Genomic DNA, 15,745 nt, shown 5'->3' on the forward strand with positions numbered 1-15,745 from the left:
GTGGACTGGCGACCCGTTTCGTGCCGCAAACGTCCTGCGGCGCAGACTCCTAGCCGGCGCCGACGAGCCAGCGGCGGACATCGAGAAGAGCGCGCCGGCCGGGACCGCAGCGATACGGTCGTCGATGCCATACGGCATTTCGCCCGGGTAGAACGTGCGGACGAACGCCTTCCGCCACGCCGCGCGCCAGCGCTTTCTCGAGCCCTCCGCCGTCGAACCGCTAGTCCTGGGAGGATGCCTCCCGTACCGCCCGCCGGGCGATGCTCCGCAGGAGCCCCCTGAACAGAACGACGTGGACCGGGTACAGCGCGTGCCAGTAGCACCGCCCCAGCAGGCCGGCCGCGTCGAAGACGGCGGTCTGGCGGACGGTGGAACCCCCGCCGTCGCGCGGCGCGACGTCGAACTGGAGCCACGCGCGGCCCGGCACCTTCATCTCGGCCGCGAGCCGCAAGCGGGCATCGGGCTCGTACGCCTCCACCCGCCAGCAGTCCAGCACGTCGCGCTCCGCCAGGTGTTCGCGGTCGCGCCGGCCGCGGTGCATGCCGACGCCGCCCAGCAGCAGGTCGACGAGACCACGCAGGCGCCAGATCCAGTCGCCGTAGTACCAGCCGCTGGCGCCTCCGATGCGCCGGATGGGCGCGAACGCGGCATCCGGCGCCATGGGCAGGTCGACCGCGCACGAGTGAATCAGCCGGGTGCTGATGCGCACGCCGCCCCAGCGCAGGGCCGTCCCCGCCGACAACGCATCCTCGGACCACGAGATCGAGGCGAAACCGGCGTCCTCCTCCTCGATGGCCCGCGCAACCGCCTGCCGCAGCCCCGGCGGGCGAACGGGAAACGCCGCCAGGGCGGCAGCGTCGCTCACGACCGTCGCGGTGCGGAGGCCGTCGACGAGCTCGCGGCCCACCCTTGCGTACACCGGCGTGGTCAACCCCAGCCACAGGCTCGACAGGTGCGGCGTCAGCAACGGCACCGGGATCAGCCAGCGCCGGAGTCCGCGCTGCCGGGCGTACTCCTGCATGATCCGGCCGTACGACACCACGTCCGCACCGCCCACCTCGAACACCCGGCTCTCACCGCCGGGCCGGTCGAGCACGGCCACGAGATAGCCCACCAGGTCCGCCAGTGCGATCGGCTGGGTCGGGGTACGGACCCACGACGGGCAGATCATGACCGGGAGCCGCTCGACCAGCGCGCGGATCAACTCGAACGAGAGACTGCCGGCGCCGAGCACGATGCCGCTCCGCAGCTCGATGACCGGGACGCCCGACTCGCGCAGCACCTCGCCGGTCTCATGCCGGCTGCGCAGGTGGCGGGACAGGCCCGACGAGGCGCCGAGTCCGCCCACGTACACGATGCGGCGGACGCCCGCGGTACGCGCGGCGGCCCCGAAGTTGCGCGCCGCGGCGCGGTCCTGCGCCTCGAAGTCCGCCGTGCCCCCCATCGAGTGGACCAGGTAGTAGGCGGTGTCGATCCCGGCGAGGGCGTCCGGCAGCGAGGCCGGGTCCAGACAGTCGCCGCGGACCACGCTGGTGCGCGCTCCTGCCCGACCGGCCAGGGCCTCCGGACGTCGTGTCATGCAGCGGACCGGATACCCGCGCGCCTCGAGCGCCGCAAGCAGGCGGCCGCCGATGCAGCCGGTGGCGCCCGTCAGCAGAATCTTCGGCCGTGGCTCCGTTACGTTCATCGCCATGCGGTTCGCTTCAGCCGTCCATCGAATAGCCCCTCACGTCGAGGCCGGGCACACGGCGATAGTGTCTCGTGTTGCGTGTCACCACCGGCACGCCATGCGCCACCGCGGTGGCTGCGATCCAGAGATCATTACCGCCAATCATGGCGCCGTTGTCCCGCAGGTATCGGGACGCGCGTCCGTATTCCCAACTGACGTCGTCGGTAATCGGCAGAACGCGGAACGGACTCAGGAACCGCTCCCAGCGCCCCGGTTCGGCGAGGCTCGTGCCGGCAGCCAGCTCCCCGGCAATGGTCGGGGTTATGAACAGACGACAGGTCGCATGAGACTCCAGGAAGCGTTGCGCGGGACCATTCTCACCCTTGACGAACTCGCGTTCGAGGTCGATCAGGAAGGTCGTTTCGAGAATCAGCGCATGTTCCATTTGTCGATCGCCGGAGCGTCATCGCGCTTGAGCGCCTCTACCCGATCGAGCGCCGCGGCATCGAAGACGGCTCCCCGTTCCCTGCAGATGTCCAGGAACGCCTTGCCGGTCGTCGTCGTCTCCGGCCACGTCGCTCGCAGGACGACAGCACTGAACGACTCGCCGGGATAGCGACGTGCCGCACGGAGCCGTTCGTACGCCTCCTCCCGGAGCGATATGGTCTTGCTGGACATGCATGTAGTATGCATAATGCACGTGTTCCCTGCCAGCGACACTCCCATGATCACGTTCCTCGACGGTCTCCGGTCCTGGCAGCTTTTCGTACTGGCCGCCGCGCTGCTCGTCATCGATCTGCTCGTCCCGGACCCGATCCCGTTCCTCGACGAGACGCTGCTGGCCGTGCTCACCTACACCTTGGCGCGCTGGAAGAAACCCCTATAGCACCCGCTTCTTCCAACCGCCGCGCCGGAACGCGAGCACGCCCACCACCGCCATCAGCGTCTGGCAGACCGCGACCGTCACGAACACCCCGGTTGGCCCCAGACCGGCCGGGCCCGCGAGCGTCCACGCGAGCGGGAGCTGCACCACCCAGTAGACGAAGAAGTTGATCCACGTCGGCGTGGTCGTGTCCCCCGCCCCGTTGAACGCCAGTACGGTGACGAGGCCGAAGCCCCAGAACACGTAGCTGCAGGCCACGATGCGCAGGCAGGTGGCGGCCAGCGCCACGACCTCCGGATCGGCCGCCAGCAACCCGACGATGGGCCGGGCGAAGACCACGAAGATCACGCCGACGATGCCCAGCAGCACCGTGTTCAGGCGCGCGGTGAACCAGACCGCGCGCTCGGCGCGATCCGGTTGGCCGGCGCCCAGGTTCTGCCCCACCAGCGTCGCGGCGGCGTTGCCGACGCCCCAGACCGGCAGCAGCACGAAGATGATGATCCGCACCGCGACCGTGTAGCCCGCCAGCACCGTGTCGCCGAACGGCGCCAGGATGCGGATGAGACCGACGAAGCTGGCGGTCCCGACCAGGTACTGCAGGATGCCGATGCCGCTGACACGGAGCAGGCGCAGCATGGTCTGCGTCTCGATGCGCACCCGCCGCCAGTCGACGGCCACGCGGCCGTTGCCGCTCGTGAGCGCCCGAAGCTGGTAGGCGACGCCCAGGCCGCGCCCCACCGTCGTCGCGATCGCCGCCCCTTCGAGCCCGAACGCCGGGATGGGTCCCAGACCGAAGATCAGGATCGGGTCCAGCACGATGTTGACGAGGTTCGCCAGCCACAGCGCCCGCATCGCCAGCACCGGATCGCCCGCCCCGCGGAAGATGCCGTTGATCATGAACAGCAGCGTCACCGTGACGCAGCCGCCGAGCATGATCGCCGTGAAGGTCCGGCCGCTCGCCGCCAGCTCCGGCGTGGCGCCCAGCAGCACCAGCAGATCGGAGGCCCAGACGACCCCGGCCACGCCGATCGCCAACGACACCGCGCCTCCGGCGGCGATGGCCTGCACAGCGGCGGCCGCGGCGCGCTCGGGCGCCCCCTCGCCGACGCGCCGCGCCACCATCGCCGTGGCTCCCATGCTGAGACCGATGGAGACGGCGAACACCAGGGCGATGAGCGAATCGGACAAGCCGAGAACGGCGACCGCCTCCGACCCGAGACGGCCCACGAAGTAGACGTCGACGACCGAGAACACCGACTGCATCCCCATCTCGAGGACCATCGGCACCGCCAGCAGCAGGACGGCGCGCCCGAGGCTGCCGCGGGTGTAGTCGCGGGGCACGGCGCGCACGGCGTCGCGCACGTCGCCCCAGAGTTGCGCGTTGCGGGCCGCCAGGGTGCGGCGGCCGTTGGAAACCACGTTGACGAAAGACATCGGTGCACCACGAAAGAAGAGCGGAGACGACGGAACGGGACGCCGCGTCGAACGCAACGGACCCGCGGAGCCGACCGAAGAAGGAAGTAGATCAGCCGCGCCGCGCGGAAGGATCGAACCGAACGAACGGCGGAACTGTCGTGAAGGAGCGGCGCCCGTCCAGGAGTCCGCACCCGTTTCTACGGTGCGGATTCCCGGTCGCGCGTGCGGACGCTAGCCGCGAATGCGAGGTGTGTCGGAGATGGCAAGCACGAACATGGGCAGGCTTCCTGTAGGCAAAGAACCAGTATACATCATCTGCCGATGCGCTTCCGCACCGTGTCGGCGAACTGCAGAAGCTCGCCGAGATGGTGCTCGACCACGTCGCGGACGATTTCGAGATCGACCGTGTCGTAACCGTGCACGAGCACGTTCCGGAAGCCGGCCATGTCCCGCAGCGCGTCGGCCAGCACCGGCGGGATCCAGCCCGCCCCATCGAGCAGGTCGAACAGCTCGCGGTTGGTCCGCGGCTCCCCCAGCCTTTCGTCGGACACGATGTGCGACGCGGTGTCGAGAACCGCCTGGATAGCGATCTGCAGCGTGTGCTCTACGAACCGCGCCTCGCGAACATCGGCGTGAATCGCCGCCGGGCGGGCCAGCTCGCGCAGCTCGCGGACGCTCGTCTCGATGATCGCGAGCCGTTTCGCGACCAGCTCCGGATCTGTCATCCGGCCGGCGCCGCCAATCGCCGATACGTGCGGAGCACCGGCTGCAGGTCGAACCACAGGTTGCGCGTCCGCACTTCGAATCCGATCCGCAAGGCGGGATCATGGTCCGCGAGGAGCACGCCGTCACGCAGCACGCGGGCGCACAGGTCGACGGGAGCCAAGTTAAGACAGACGACCTCCGTGCGCCGGCGCAGGAGTCGCTCGATCTCCCCCTCCAGACGCAACGGCAGCGCGTCGAACGTCCGCGGCGGATCGCGCCGGTAGAGGATCGCCACGTCGACGTCGCTCCGAGCCCCGTCGTCGCCGCGCGCGACGCTGCCGAAGAGCCAGGCGGCGACGAGGTTCCCGTCAGTCGCGTGCGCCGCGAAGTACCGCTCGAGCTGTTCGATCACGCCGTTTCTTCCGACTCGACTTCGATTATAGGCGTCGCGGAGCGTGCTACGATGAAATCGACCCCGCAGGAACGCCGGTGACCGATACGACCACCGAGGCCACCTTTCGCTGGACCCGCGAGCGGTACGACCGTGCGGTCGAAGCCGGCGTCTTCGGCCCCGACGACCGTCTCGAGCTGATCGAGGGACAGCTTCTCGCCATGAACCCGCAAGGCAGCCGGCACGCGGCGATTGTCGGTCAGGCCGGCGACATCCTGCGCGACGTCTTCGGCGCCGACTGCAGCATCCGTACGCAATGCCCACTGGTAGCGGGTGACGATTCGGAACCAGAGCCGGACCTCGCGGTGGTACCGGGACGGGCGCGCGACTACCTGGACGCCCACCCGACGAGCGCCCTGCTGGTGGTCGAGGTTTCCGACGACTCGCTGCGCCGCGACCGCATCATCAAGCAGAGCCTCTATGCGCGCCACGGCATCCCCGAGTACTGGATCCTCGCCCTGCCCGACGCCCGTGTGGAGGTCTACCGCGATCCGACTCCGGACGGATACCGCACCGTCCTGATACGACGCGCCGGCGAGACGATCGCGCCGCTCGCGCGGCCTGCGGCGGCCATCGCCGCAAGCGACCTGCTCCCGTAACAGAGGACCCGCCGAACACGGACTCCAGTCGTTCCACCAGCACCTGGATTTCGTGGCCGGCTCTTCGACGCGCAATAGCGGATCGTCGCCGGAACGCGAGTATGATGGCGAACTGGCCCTGGACATCCCGGTCAGGTGGGATCGGCCTGAATCAGGTTGCCGACGAAACGGGGGCGAGGATGAGCACGAAGACGTGGTGGACGATCTCTCGGACCCGGATATCACGGATGGGGACGCTGGCGATCCTCCTCGCCTCCCTCGCCGGCGCCGGACCCGCCGCGGCGCAGGACCGCGACTTCACGCCGGTCACCGACGCGATGCTCGCAGACCCCGATCCGGCCGACTGGATCAACTGGCGGAGAACGCTGGACGGCTGGGGCTACAGCCCCCTCGACCAGATCGACCGGGAAAACGTCCACCAGCTCGGGCTGGTCTGGTCGTGGACGATGCCCACCGGCCTGGCGCAGCCCACGCCGATCGTCCACGACGGCGTCATGTACCTGCCGGGTCCGCTCAACGTGGTGCAGGCGCTCGACGCCGTCACCGGCGATCTCATCTGGGAGTACCGCAAGCGCTTCGAGCGCTCGCCCGACGATTCGTTCCGCGCCCGCACGCGGTCCATCGCCATCTACGACGACAAGATCTACCTGAACACCAACGACGCCCACATCGTCGCCCTCGACGCGCGGACCGGCGAGGTGGTCTGGGATCACGTGGTGGCCGACAACCGGCTCGGCTACCGCTACACGAGCGGGCCGATCATCGTCAACGGGAAGATCGTGGCCGGCATGACCGGCTGCGAGCGCTACAAGGACGGCACCTGCTTCATCTCCGCGCATGACCCGCAGACCGGCGCCGAGCTGTGGCGCACGTCCACCGTGGCCCAGCCGGGCGATCCGGGCGGCGACACCTGGGGGGACCTGCCGGCGATGTTCCGGGCGGGCGGCGACGCCTGGATTCCGGGCAGCTACGACCCGGCCACCAACCTGACCTTCTGGTCGACTTCGCAGGCCAAGCCGTGGGCGCGGCTGTCGCGCGGGACCGACGGCGACGCGCTCTACACGAACAGCGTTCTCGCGCTGGATCCGGACACCGGCGAGCTCGACTGGTACTACCAGTTCGTGCCGGGCGAGACGCACGATCTGGACGACGTCTTCGAGAGCGTGCTCATCGACCACCGCGGCCGGCAGTCGCTGTTCAAGATGGGCAAGCTCGGCATCCTGTGGGAGATCGACCGGAAGACCGGCGCGTTCGTCGCCGCCCACGATCTCGGCTACCAGACGCTGGTCGACGTCGACCCCGAGACCGGCGAGACCACCTACCGCCCGGAGATGATCCCGGAGCCCGGCGAGGAGCTGGAGTTCTGTCCCGACTTCCAGGGCATCCGCAACTGGCGCTCGTCGGCGTACCACCCCGGGACGGGAATGCTCTACATCCCGATCCACCCGACCTGCGTCAAGGGCACGTTCAGCGAGGTGGCGCGCGAGCCGCATCCGACCGGCGACCTGTACTACTACGGGAACCCGCGCTGGACCGGCTGGCAGTCGGCGGGCCGGCTGCCCCACCCGAAGAGCCCCGACCACGACGGCCACCTCGTGGCGATGGACATCGACACCGGCGAGGTGCGCTGGCGGCACTCGACCCGCCTGCGCTCCCTGGCCGCGGCCCTGACCACCGCCGGCGGCCTGGTGGTGACCGCCGACGGCGACCGCTACCTCTACATCATGGACGTGGAGACGGGCAACGTGCTGTACCGCACCCGCATGCCATCGCCGGTGCAGGGCTTCCCCATCACCTACGCGGTCGACGGCCGGCAGTACCTGGCCATCCCGGTCGGCGGCGGCCGGGTGCCCGGGGCGCCGAACGCGATGTACGTGTTCGCCATGCCTGAAGATGACCAGGGTCCGTAGCAGTCCATAGACTGCCGGTATTCCCCGGTTTTATTGGCGCATCTTGCAGTATGCATCCAGAGGCCGCACGGGTCCTCAACGGCTGGGCCACGCAACCGAACGGTGCTGCCGGATGAACCGTCCGAGTGTGCTGGCGTTGCCGCAAGGGCCTGGCAGCTGTGGCTGTCTACGCGCGACATTGTCAGGCAACGCCTCACCGCAGTGGCCGGAAGGCCGCAGCGGCGCCTCCGCCGCTCGGCCCTGTTGCCCCCGTTCGAGGTGCACGTCAAGCCGGTGGGCGTCCCGCAACCGGACTACGGCGCGCGGCACGGCGCCGCTCTGGTGCTGATCGTAGAGCCGGGGCGCCATCAGCGTGTCGGTCCGGGCCTGGTGGCCACGACGCTGGGGCTGACGCCGGGGGAGAGTCAGGTGGCGGTCTGGCCTGGCGGAAGGCAGAAGCGTGCGGGACATGGCCGAGGCGACCGCGCACACGCAAGGCGCCATCTACTGGCACCTGAAGGAGATCTACCGGAAGCAGTCCATCTCGCGGCAGGTGGACCTGGGACGGTTGGTGTCGCTCGCCGAGTTCGGTGATCGCTCGGACCCTCGACGCTGAAGCGCGCCGTGGCCCGCCGCGATACCAATTCTGGTATTCAACGGCGTAAGGGTCCGCCCCTCTATCCCATGGTTGCATGGCATTACATCGCTATGTGGCCGGAATTAGTACGCTCGGCGTCGTCGATGCCGCACAGGCAAACTTGACAAACGCCAGCGGGAGTGCGAGAAAAGGCCCGGCGCGCGGATCGGGAACCACCGCCAGGACCGCCAGGAAGTCTCCGGGCTGACGCCGGATCAGTAGTGACAACTCGAGGAGGAAGAAAGCTATCCTGAACCGGTGGAGACCGGCTTCGGGGCCAGATTCCGAAAAGGACTGCACTGACCAGGGGACTGACAGATCATGCAACACACACATCGTTCGCTCGTGGCGGTTGCGGTTCGCCTGGGGTTGCTGACAGGCCTGTGGGCGGCGCCGCCATCGGCGCAAGGAGCGCCCTGGATTGCCGAACCAGGGACCGGTAGCGTCAGCTTTTCGTTCGTGAGGCAATTCACCGACTTCGGTGGGACCTCGGCACGGCCTTCATGCGCCCGCGCAGTCTGACGTATGCACTGTCGCGTCTCGGCGTGTACTACGCGCCACGGTGAGGGAAAGCGACAGTGACCGGTCGCATCGTCGGGGCAGCCCGGAACATCCCGAACGTCGGGCCATGCGAGACGGCGAATCCGTGGGAAGTACCCTCGCCGCTCGCGACGGGCGCGGTGGACATGACCGACGGGAGTCGCATCATACTGCGGCGGCACGGCAACCCGGACGGTCCACGGCTCGTGCTGAGCCACGGCAACGGGCTGGCGATCGATCTGTACTACCCTTTCTGGTCACTGCTCGCAGAGCGATTCGATCTCGTCCTGTATGACCTCCGAAACCACGGCTGGAACCCGCCGAGCGACATTCGAAGCCACAACATTCCGACCTTCGTTTCCGACAACGAGCACGTCTTCAGGGGCATCGACCGGTACTTCGGGAAGAAATCCGGGATCGGCGTCTTTCATTCGCTGTCGGCGGTGGCGGCGCTCAACCACGAGCCCCCGGGAGAAGGGTTGGCGGCCCTTGTTCTCTTCGATCCGCCGATCTGCCCGCCCAGCGGCGACCCACTCGAGCTCGACGCCCTGTGGAAGAAGTGCGGCATCATCACGCGGCTGCGCCAGGAACGGTTCGAGACGCGCGAGGAGCTCGCGGACAACATCCGCCGCACGCCGGCGTTCGCCCGTCTGGCGCCCGGCGTAGCGGATCTCTTCGCGCAGACGACACTCCGCCACGCATCCGACGGCACGGGCTACCAACTTCGTTGTCCGCGCGCGTGCGAGGCCCGGGTGTTCGAGTACATCTTCGCCTACAACTTCGAGCCCGAGACGAGCGGTTTCGCTTGTCCGGTCAAGGTGGTCGGAGGAGACCCGACCGCGGGTTACTCATTCCTTCCGAGCATGAACCTGCGTGGCATCGCCGGCCTCGACTACGACTTCGTGCCGGAGACGACTCATTTCCTCCAGCTCGAGGACCCGGAGGCGTGCGTCGCCAGGATGCTGGAGTTTCTCGAGCGCCAGGGACTCGCATGAACCGGGGCCGCTCGTTCGGGCCACAGGGGGGCGCCGCCGAGCGGAACAAGGCTGATGGAACACATCGACTGGCAGTTGCAACGCTTCGGAGAAGGCGCGGATCGTGCGGCCATCATCTGGCGCGATCGCGCCTGCGACTACTCCGAGCTGACCGATCGCTACCGGCAGTGGCTCGGCCGACTGGAGGCGGCGGGCGTGCGCCCGGGCGATTCGGTAGGCGTGCTCAGCGACTTCTCGCCGGGCGCCGTGTCGTGCCTGCTGGCGTTGCTGAAGATGCGGTGCGTACTCGTGCCCCTTGCGTGGGAGTCGCGCGATCAGCACCAGGCCTTCTTCAGGACGGGCGAGCTGGATCACCGCGTGGAGATTGACGACCAGGACCAGGGTGTGGTTACCAGGATGGAGGAGCACCGCCGCAACCACCCATTGATGGAGCGACTGCGGACGGCGGGCAAGGCGGGACTGGTGCTCTTCAGTTCCGGCTCCACCGGTAAGCCGAAGGCGATTCTGCACAGCCTGCCGGAGCTGCTCAACAAGTTCCGCAAGCCCCGGCACTGCTACCGGACGCTGACGTTTCTCCTGTTCGATCACATCGGCGGATTCAACACGCTGTTCTACACCCTGGCCAACCTCGGCTGCGTGGTGGCGGCGGCCGGTCGCAGCGTCCCCAGCGTGTGCGAGGTCATCGAAAGGCACCGGGTGGAGCTGCTGCCGACCTCGCCGACGTTCCTGAACCTCATGCTGCTGTCGGGGGCGCACAAGTCGTACGACCTCTCGTCGCTCAAGTTGATCACCTACGGTACCGAGGTCATGCCGGAGCGCACGCTCAGGATGGCCAACGCGGCGTTTCCGAAGACCCGTTTCCTGCAGACCTACGGCCTCAGCGAGCTCGGCATTCTGCGCTCGAAGTCGGAGTCCGACGAGTCGCTGCGGGTCAGGATCGGCGGCGAGGACTACGAGACCCGCGTCACGGACGGCAGACTGCGGATCCGCGCGCAGTCGTCGATGCTGGGGTATCTGAATGCGCCCAGCCCCTTCGACGAGGACGGCTGGTTCGACACCGGAGACTCGGTGCTCCGCGAGGGTGACTACTATCGGATCCTGGGACGGCAGTCGGACATCATCAACGTTGGCGGCCAGAAGGTATACCCCGCCGAGGTCGAGCAGGTAATCGCCGAAATGCACGGGATCATCGACGTGTCGGTGAAGGGCGAGCAACACCTGCTGATGGGCCAGGTGGTCACCGCCACCGTACAGGTGGCGGAACCCGTGCCGGCCGTGCAGATGCGGAAGCGAATCGCCGAGCATTGCAGGGGACGCCTGCAGCCTTTCATGATCCCGGTGAAGGTCAAGGTGGCCACCGAGGGACAGGTGAACTACCGGTTCAAGAAGATCCGGCGATAGAGGAGCGAGTCGTCCGTCATGGCGAAGAACACGCGCAGACCGGTCGTTGTCGTCGGCGGCGGACCCGCCGGCAGTGTCGCCGCGCTCTGTCTCCGGAAACTGGGACATGACGTGGTCGTGCTCGAGCGGGAGAAGTTCCCCCGCTACCGACTGGGCGAATCGCTGCTGCCCGGGACCATGTCGATCCTGACCCGGCTCGGGGTGATGGACCGCATCGAGGCCGCGAACTTCGTCAAGAAACGGGCTGCGACGTTCATCTGGGGCCCGGAGCAGGCCCCCTGGACTTTCACCTTCGCGACGCCGAAGACCGCGCCCTGGGTCCACGACCACGCCTACCAGGTGACGCGCGCCGAGTTCGATCAGATCCTGCTGGACGCCGCGCGCGAGCGCGGCGCCGACGTCCGCGAAGCGCACGAGGTCACCGGGATTCGGACGGACGGCGAGGGCGGTCCCGTGGCCGTGAGCTGGAAGAACGGCGCATCGAGCGGGACGCTGGAAGGCGACTTCATCATCGACGCCTCGGGGTCGCGCGGAATCGTCGCCACGAAGCTCAAGATGCGGCGGTTCGACCGGTACTTCCAGAACATGGCCGTGTGGTCCTACTACAAGGGCGGCAAACGGTTCGAGGGCGACCTGGAAGGCAACATCTTCTCGGTGACGTTCACGGAAGGCTGGATCTGGATCATTCCCCTGAAGGACGACGTCTACAGCGTGGGGGTGGTGACCGACAAGTCGGCGAGCGCCCGCATGCGCGACGTCGGGATCGAGACGTTCTACCGGGAGTGCCTGGAGATGTGTCCCCTGGCGATGGAGATCCTGGAGAGCGCCACCCGCTGCGAGGAGGTGCGGGTGATACGCGAGTGGGCGTACGACGCCTCGTCGCTGTCGCTCGGCCGCGCCTTCCTGTGCGGCGACTCGGCCTGCTTCATCGACCCGCTGTTCTCGCAGGGCGTGCATCTGGCGACCTACTCGGCGATGCTGGCCGCCGCGGGCATCGATCATCTGTACCGCAACCCGCAGGACGCGGACGAGATCCGCAAGTGGTACGAGAAGTCCTACCGGGAGGCCTACAACCGCTACCACGAATTCCTGGCCGCCTTCTATTCCGCCAACTCCGCGCTCGATTCGACGTTCTGGCGGAAGCGCAAGATCGCCGGCGCGGAAGACAGCCGCTTCGCCGGCAAGGAGTGGTTCACCGCACTGTCCGGCCAGCAAGTGGAGGCCGGCGCGCGGGGCGTCGACGAACTCGAAGCGCGTGCGGCGACCCTGGCTGACCTGTGGCAGCACAGCAGGAACGAGGTCACCGACCAGTTCGACGAGACCGAGCTCTCGCTGCGCCGCCTGCGCTGGGCCGGCCAACTGATGAAAGAGTTCAGGCGGATGGCCCGGATCACCTGGGTGTCGGACGAGGTGCGGCTGGTGCCGTCCTTCAAGGTCCATCCGACCTCGTTCGCGCTCGAGCGCCAGCAGTTCATCGCCGACGAACATGGGCGCGCCATGACCGCTTATGCCCTCACGGAAGAACACCGCCGGCTCTTCGAGAGCCTGAAGAGCCAGCCGCTGAGCTATACGGCGCTGGCCGGCAGGCTGAAGGCGCTTGCCGGCCAGGGCACGCCGGTGCAGGTCATCGGTCGCCTGACCGAGAACGGCTTCCTGCGGGGATTCGACAAGAACGGCGATCCGGTGAAGATTCGCGCCGCCCTGCGCTTCGGTGGGGTCGGGGCCGAGGACGACATCTCCTGACGAAGCCGGCGCCACGGTGGGGAGAACATGCAGAAAACCGATCTGATCGAGATGATGACCGCGCTGCTGGTCGACGCGCTGAAGGAAGAGGGCTGGGACGATCCCGGGCGGGCCGGGGCGGGCGCGCCGCTGTTGGGGAGCGACGCCGTGCTCAGCTCCATCGGCCTGGTCACCTTCATCACCGGCGTCGAGTCGGTCCTGGAGGAAGAGTACGAGGTGGAAGTGACACTGGTGAGCGAGGAGGCGTTCTCGCGCCGGCAGAGTCCCTTCCGCACGATCGACACGCTGGCGGACTACATACTTGAATTGTCCGGCGACGCGACGAACGATGCCGTGCAGGAAGCGTCAGCGAGCAGGCCGACCAGCCGATGAATAGCGGACCGTGCCCGGTAGCCCTGGTGACCGGGGCTCGAAGAGGGATCGGCAGGGCCCTGGCCGAGCATCTGCTCGACCGCGGGTACCGGGTGGTCGGCTGTAGCCGTCTGGACGCGGACTGGACGGCCGAGGGCTTCTTCCACCTGCGGACCGACGTGGCCGACGAGCGGCAGGTCAAGGCGCTGTTTCGCGAGGTCAAGCGACGCTACGGCCGTCTGGACGCGGCGATCAACAACGCGGCAGTAACCTCGATGAACCATGTTCTGCTGACGCCGGCGGCTTCCGTCGAGAAGATGATGAGCGCCAACGTCGTCGGCACGTTCCTGGTCAGTCGCGAAGCCGCAAAGCTGATGCAGAGGCGGGAGTACGGGCGCATCGTGAACTTCAGCTCGCTGGCCGTACCCATGCGTCTGGGCGGTCAGTCGGCCTACGTCGCGTCCAAGGCCTCGGTGGAGAGCCTGTCGCAGGTCATGGCCCGGGAGTTGGCGGAGTACGGCATCACCGTGAACGTGATCGGCCCGTCCCCAATCGAGACCGACATGATCCGCGGGTTGTCGAAGGACAAGGTCGATCACCTCCTCGACGCGATGGCGGTCAAGCGGATGGGAACCTTCGCCGACGTCGCCAACGTCCTGGACTTCTTCCTGCGCCCGGAGAGCGATGCGGTGACCGGACAGGTGATATATCTCGGCGGAATTCCCAACCTCTGATTCCGTACGGCTTGCCCCGCGTGCTCCACCATGCGGGCGCCCCGGAGGTGGCACTGCGCGTGCGCGGTTCCTTCAACGCGCCGGCTCTGGCCGGAGACCTGTTCGGCGGCGTGACGACGGCGGCCGTGGCTCTGCCGGTGGCGCTGGGCTTCGGCGTCGCCTCGGGGCTGGGCCCGCTCGCCGGCCTGTACGGCGCCGTGATGGTCGGATTCTTCGCGGCGGTCTTCGGCGGGGCGCCCGCACAGGTGTCGGGCACCGCCGCACCGATGGCCATCGCCACGGCGGTCGTGGTGACCCGGCACGCCGACCACCTCGCCGAAGCGTTCACCATCGTCATCCTCGCCGGGTCGATCCAGATTCTGCTGGGGGTCCTGCGGCTCGGCAGTTTTGTCGCCTACACGCCGTACTCGGTAGTCTCAGGGTTCATGTCCGGCATCGGCATCATCATCGTCGTCATGCAGGGAGCGCCCATGCTCGGTGCCGCGACCGCGCCGGGAAGAGCCCTCGACACGATCCGGTCATGGCCCGACGCGGTGGCCGCCGTCAACCCGGACGCTGTCGCGGTGGCCGCCGTGGCGCTGGCGGTGAGCTGTGGTTGGCCCCGCAGAATCCGCCGGTTTCTGCCCGCGCCGCTGGCTGCCCTGATCATCGGCAGCCTGGCCGCCTCGCTCTGGTTCGGCGACGCCCCCGTCCTCGGGGCGACGGTGTCCGGCCCGCCCAGCTTCGAGACGCCCGCGTTCTCCCTCGACTTCGTCGCCAGCGCCCTGCAACCGGCGTTCATACTCGCCCTCATCGGCTCCGTCAACAGCCTGCTCACCCTGCTGGTGACCGACTCGCTGACCCGCAGGCGTCACAATCCCAACCGCGAGCTGGTGGGGCAGGGGATCGGCAACATCGCGGCCGGACTGATCGGCGGCCTGCCCGGCGCAGGATCCCCCCCGCTCACCGTGCTGAACATCAGCGCGGGCGGCAGGACCGCGCTCGCAGGCGTCGTGCGCACCGCCGTCCTGCTGGCGCTGGCCCTCGGGATGGGCCGGATCGCCGAACCTGTCCCGCAGGCGGTCCTCGCGGGCATTCTGGCGAAAGTCGGCTGGGACACGATCGACTGGCGCTTTCTGACCCGGATCCGCCGGATCGGACGCAGCTACGCCGTGGTGATGCTGATCACGCTCGTCCTCACCGTGTTCGTGGATCTCGTCACCGCCGTGGCGCTCGGCTTCATCGCCGCGGCCATCGCGCAGGCGCGGGATGCCGAGCGCCTGGAGCTGGACGGCGTCGTCTCCGCGCCGCTGCTCGACCAGTCGTTCCTCCCGGACGGGAAGGGCGCGGGCGAGCTCGACCCCTACATGGCCCGCGTCGGTCTCGTGGTGCTGCGGGGCCGCTTCTCCGTCGCCTCCGCCAACGCGCTGGCGCGCGTCGTCGGGGCGGACATCCGCGAGCACGATGTCGTGATCTTCGATTTCTCGTCCACCACTCACATGGACGACAGCGCAGCGTTGATCATGGAACAGCTTATCGGCATCGCCGCCGAGGACGGGACGGCTTGCATCGTGATGAATCTCTCCGACCCGGTCGCCGGCGCCCTGCAATCGCTCGACGTGCTCAGGCGCGTCCCCAAGCATCATATCGTCGACAGCCTGGACGAGGCGAGGCGCGCGGCGAAACGCGTCCTCGACACCAGAGACCGGTCGCATGCGCCGAGCCGATCGGTGACCTGAAACGCGACGCTCGC

15 protein-coding genes are annotated in these 15,745 nt (G+C 68.1%); 9 read left to right on the forward strand and 6 right to left on the reverse strand.

Annotated features, from left to right (window positions below):
* Window positions 1-220: 220 nt before the first annotated feature.
* Genes F4X11_04485 through F4X11_04495 form a run of 3 tightly spaced genes read right to left on the reverse strand, consistent with a single transcriptional unit; the run spans window position 221 to window position 2,347 of the window.
* Window positions 221-1,687, reverse strand: a complete 1,467-nt coding sequence (locus tag F4X11_04485) for an SDR family oxidoreductase (GenBank protein ID MYN64270.1) — start codon at window positions 1,685-1,687, stop codon at window positions 221-223.
* A gap of 16 nt (window positions 1,688-1,703) precedes the next feature.
* Window positions 1,704-2,114, reverse strand: coding sequence for a type II toxin-antitoxin system VapC family toxin (locus F4X11_04490; protein MYN64271.1), 411 nt, complete (start codon window positions 2,112-2,114; stop codon window positions 1,704-1,706).
* On the reverse strand, window positions 2,099-2,347 hold the full coding sequence (locus F4X11_04495) for a hypothetical protein (GenBank protein MYN64272.1): 249 nt from the start codon (window positions 2,345-2,347) through the stop codon (window positions 2,099-2,101). The genes F4X11_04490 and F4X11_04495 overlap by 16 nt, the downstream gene beginning before the upstream one ends.
* A 16-nt stretch (window positions 2,348-2,363) precedes the next feature.
* Between F4X11_04495 and F4X11_04500 the strand changes: the two genes are divergently transcribed.
* Window positions 2,364-2,555, forward strand: a complete 192-nt coding sequence (locus tag F4X11_04500) for a hypothetical protein (protein ID MYN64273.1) — start codon at window positions 2,364-2,366, stop codon at window positions 2,553-2,555.
* Here the strand turns inward: F4X11_04500 and F4X11_04505 are convergent.
* The 3 genes from F4X11_04505 to F4X11_04515 form a co-directional block, all read right to left on the reverse strand.
* Complete coding sequence (locus F4X11_04505) at window positions 2,550-3,986, reverse strand: MATE family efflux transporter (protein MYN64274.1); 1,437 nt, start codon at window positions 3,984-3,986, stop codon at window positions 2,550-2,552. The two genes, F4X11_04500 and F4X11_04505, sit on opposite strands and share 6 nt — an antisense overlap.
* A 293-nt stretch (window positions 3,987-4,279) precedes the next feature.
* Window positions 4,280-4,693: a DUF86 domain-containing protein gene (locus tag F4X11_04510; protein MYN64275.1), complete on the reverse strand. Its 414-nt coding sequence runs from the start codon at window positions 4,691-4,693 to the stop codon at window positions 4,280-4,282.
* Window positions 4,690-5,082, reverse strand: a complete 393-nt coding sequence (locus F4X11_04515) for a nucleotidyltransferase domain-containing protein (protein MYN64276.1) — start codon at window positions 5,080-5,082, stop codon at window positions 4,690-4,692. The genes F4X11_04510 and F4X11_04515 overlap by 4 nt, the downstream gene beginning before the upstream one ends.
* A gap of 80 nt (window positions 5,083-5,162) precedes the next feature.
* Between F4X11_04515 and F4X11_04520 the strand changes: the two genes are divergently transcribed.
* From F4X11_04520 to F4X11_04555, 8 genes are all read left to right on the forward strand, one after another.
* Window positions 5,163-5,723, forward strand: a complete 561-nt coding sequence (locus F4X11_04520) for a Uma2 family endonuclease (protein MYN64277.1) — start codon at window positions 5,163-5,165, stop codon at window positions 5,721-5,723.
* Window positions 5,724-5,824: 101 nt separating this feature from the next.
* Window positions 5,825-7,633, forward strand: a complete 1,809-nt coding sequence (locus F4X11_04525) for a PQQ-binding-like beta-propeller repeat protein (protein ID MYN64278.1) — start codon at window positions 5,825-5,827, stop codon at window positions 7,631-7,633.
* 1,194 nt (window positions 7,634-8,827) lie between these two features.
* A complete protein-coding gene (locus F4X11_04530) occupies window positions 8,828-9,784 on the forward strand; it encodes an alpha/beta hydrolase (GenBank protein MYN64279.1) in 957 nt (318 codons plus the stop codon).
* 54 nt (window positions 9,785-9,838) lie between these two features.
* Entirely contained in the window at window positions 9,839-11,185 is a 1,347-nt protein-coding gene (locus F4X11_04535; protein MYN64280.1) for an AMP-binding protein, read from the forward strand.
* A gap of 18 nt (window positions 11,186-11,203) precedes the next feature.
* A complete protein-coding gene (locus tag F4X11_04540; protein MYN64281.1) occupies window positions 11,204-12,928 on the forward strand; it encodes an NAD(P)/FAD-dependent oxidoreductase in 1,725 nt (574 codons plus the stop codon).
* Window positions 12,929-12,955: 27 nt separating this feature from the next.
* A complete protein-coding gene (locus F4X11_04545; protein MYN64282.1) occupies window positions 12,956-13,300 on the forward strand; it encodes a hypothetical protein in 345 nt (114 codons plus the stop codon).
* Window positions 13,297-14,013 carry an SDR family oxidoreductase gene (locus tag F4X11_04550; GenBank protein ID MYN64283.1) on the forward strand — a complete coding sequence of 239 codons (717 nt, stop codon included), beginning with the start codon at window positions 13,297-13,299 and terminating at the stop codon, window positions 14,011-14,013. Before F4X11_04545 ends, F4X11_04550 begins: the two co-directional genes overlap by 4 nt.
* A 59-nt stretch (window positions 14,014-14,072) precedes the next feature.
* Window positions 14,073-15,731, forward strand: a complete 1,659-nt coding sequence (locus F4X11_04555) for a SulP family inorganic anion transporter (GenBank protein ID MYN64284.1) — start codon at window positions 14,073-14,075, stop codon at window positions 15,729-15,731.
* Window positions 15,732-15,745 lie beyond the last annotated feature (14 nt).

Source organism: Acidobacteriota bacterium (assembly GCA_009861545.1).
Taxonomy (GTDB): Bacteria; Acidobacteriota; Vicinamibacteria; order Vicinamibacterales; family UBA8438; genus WTFV01.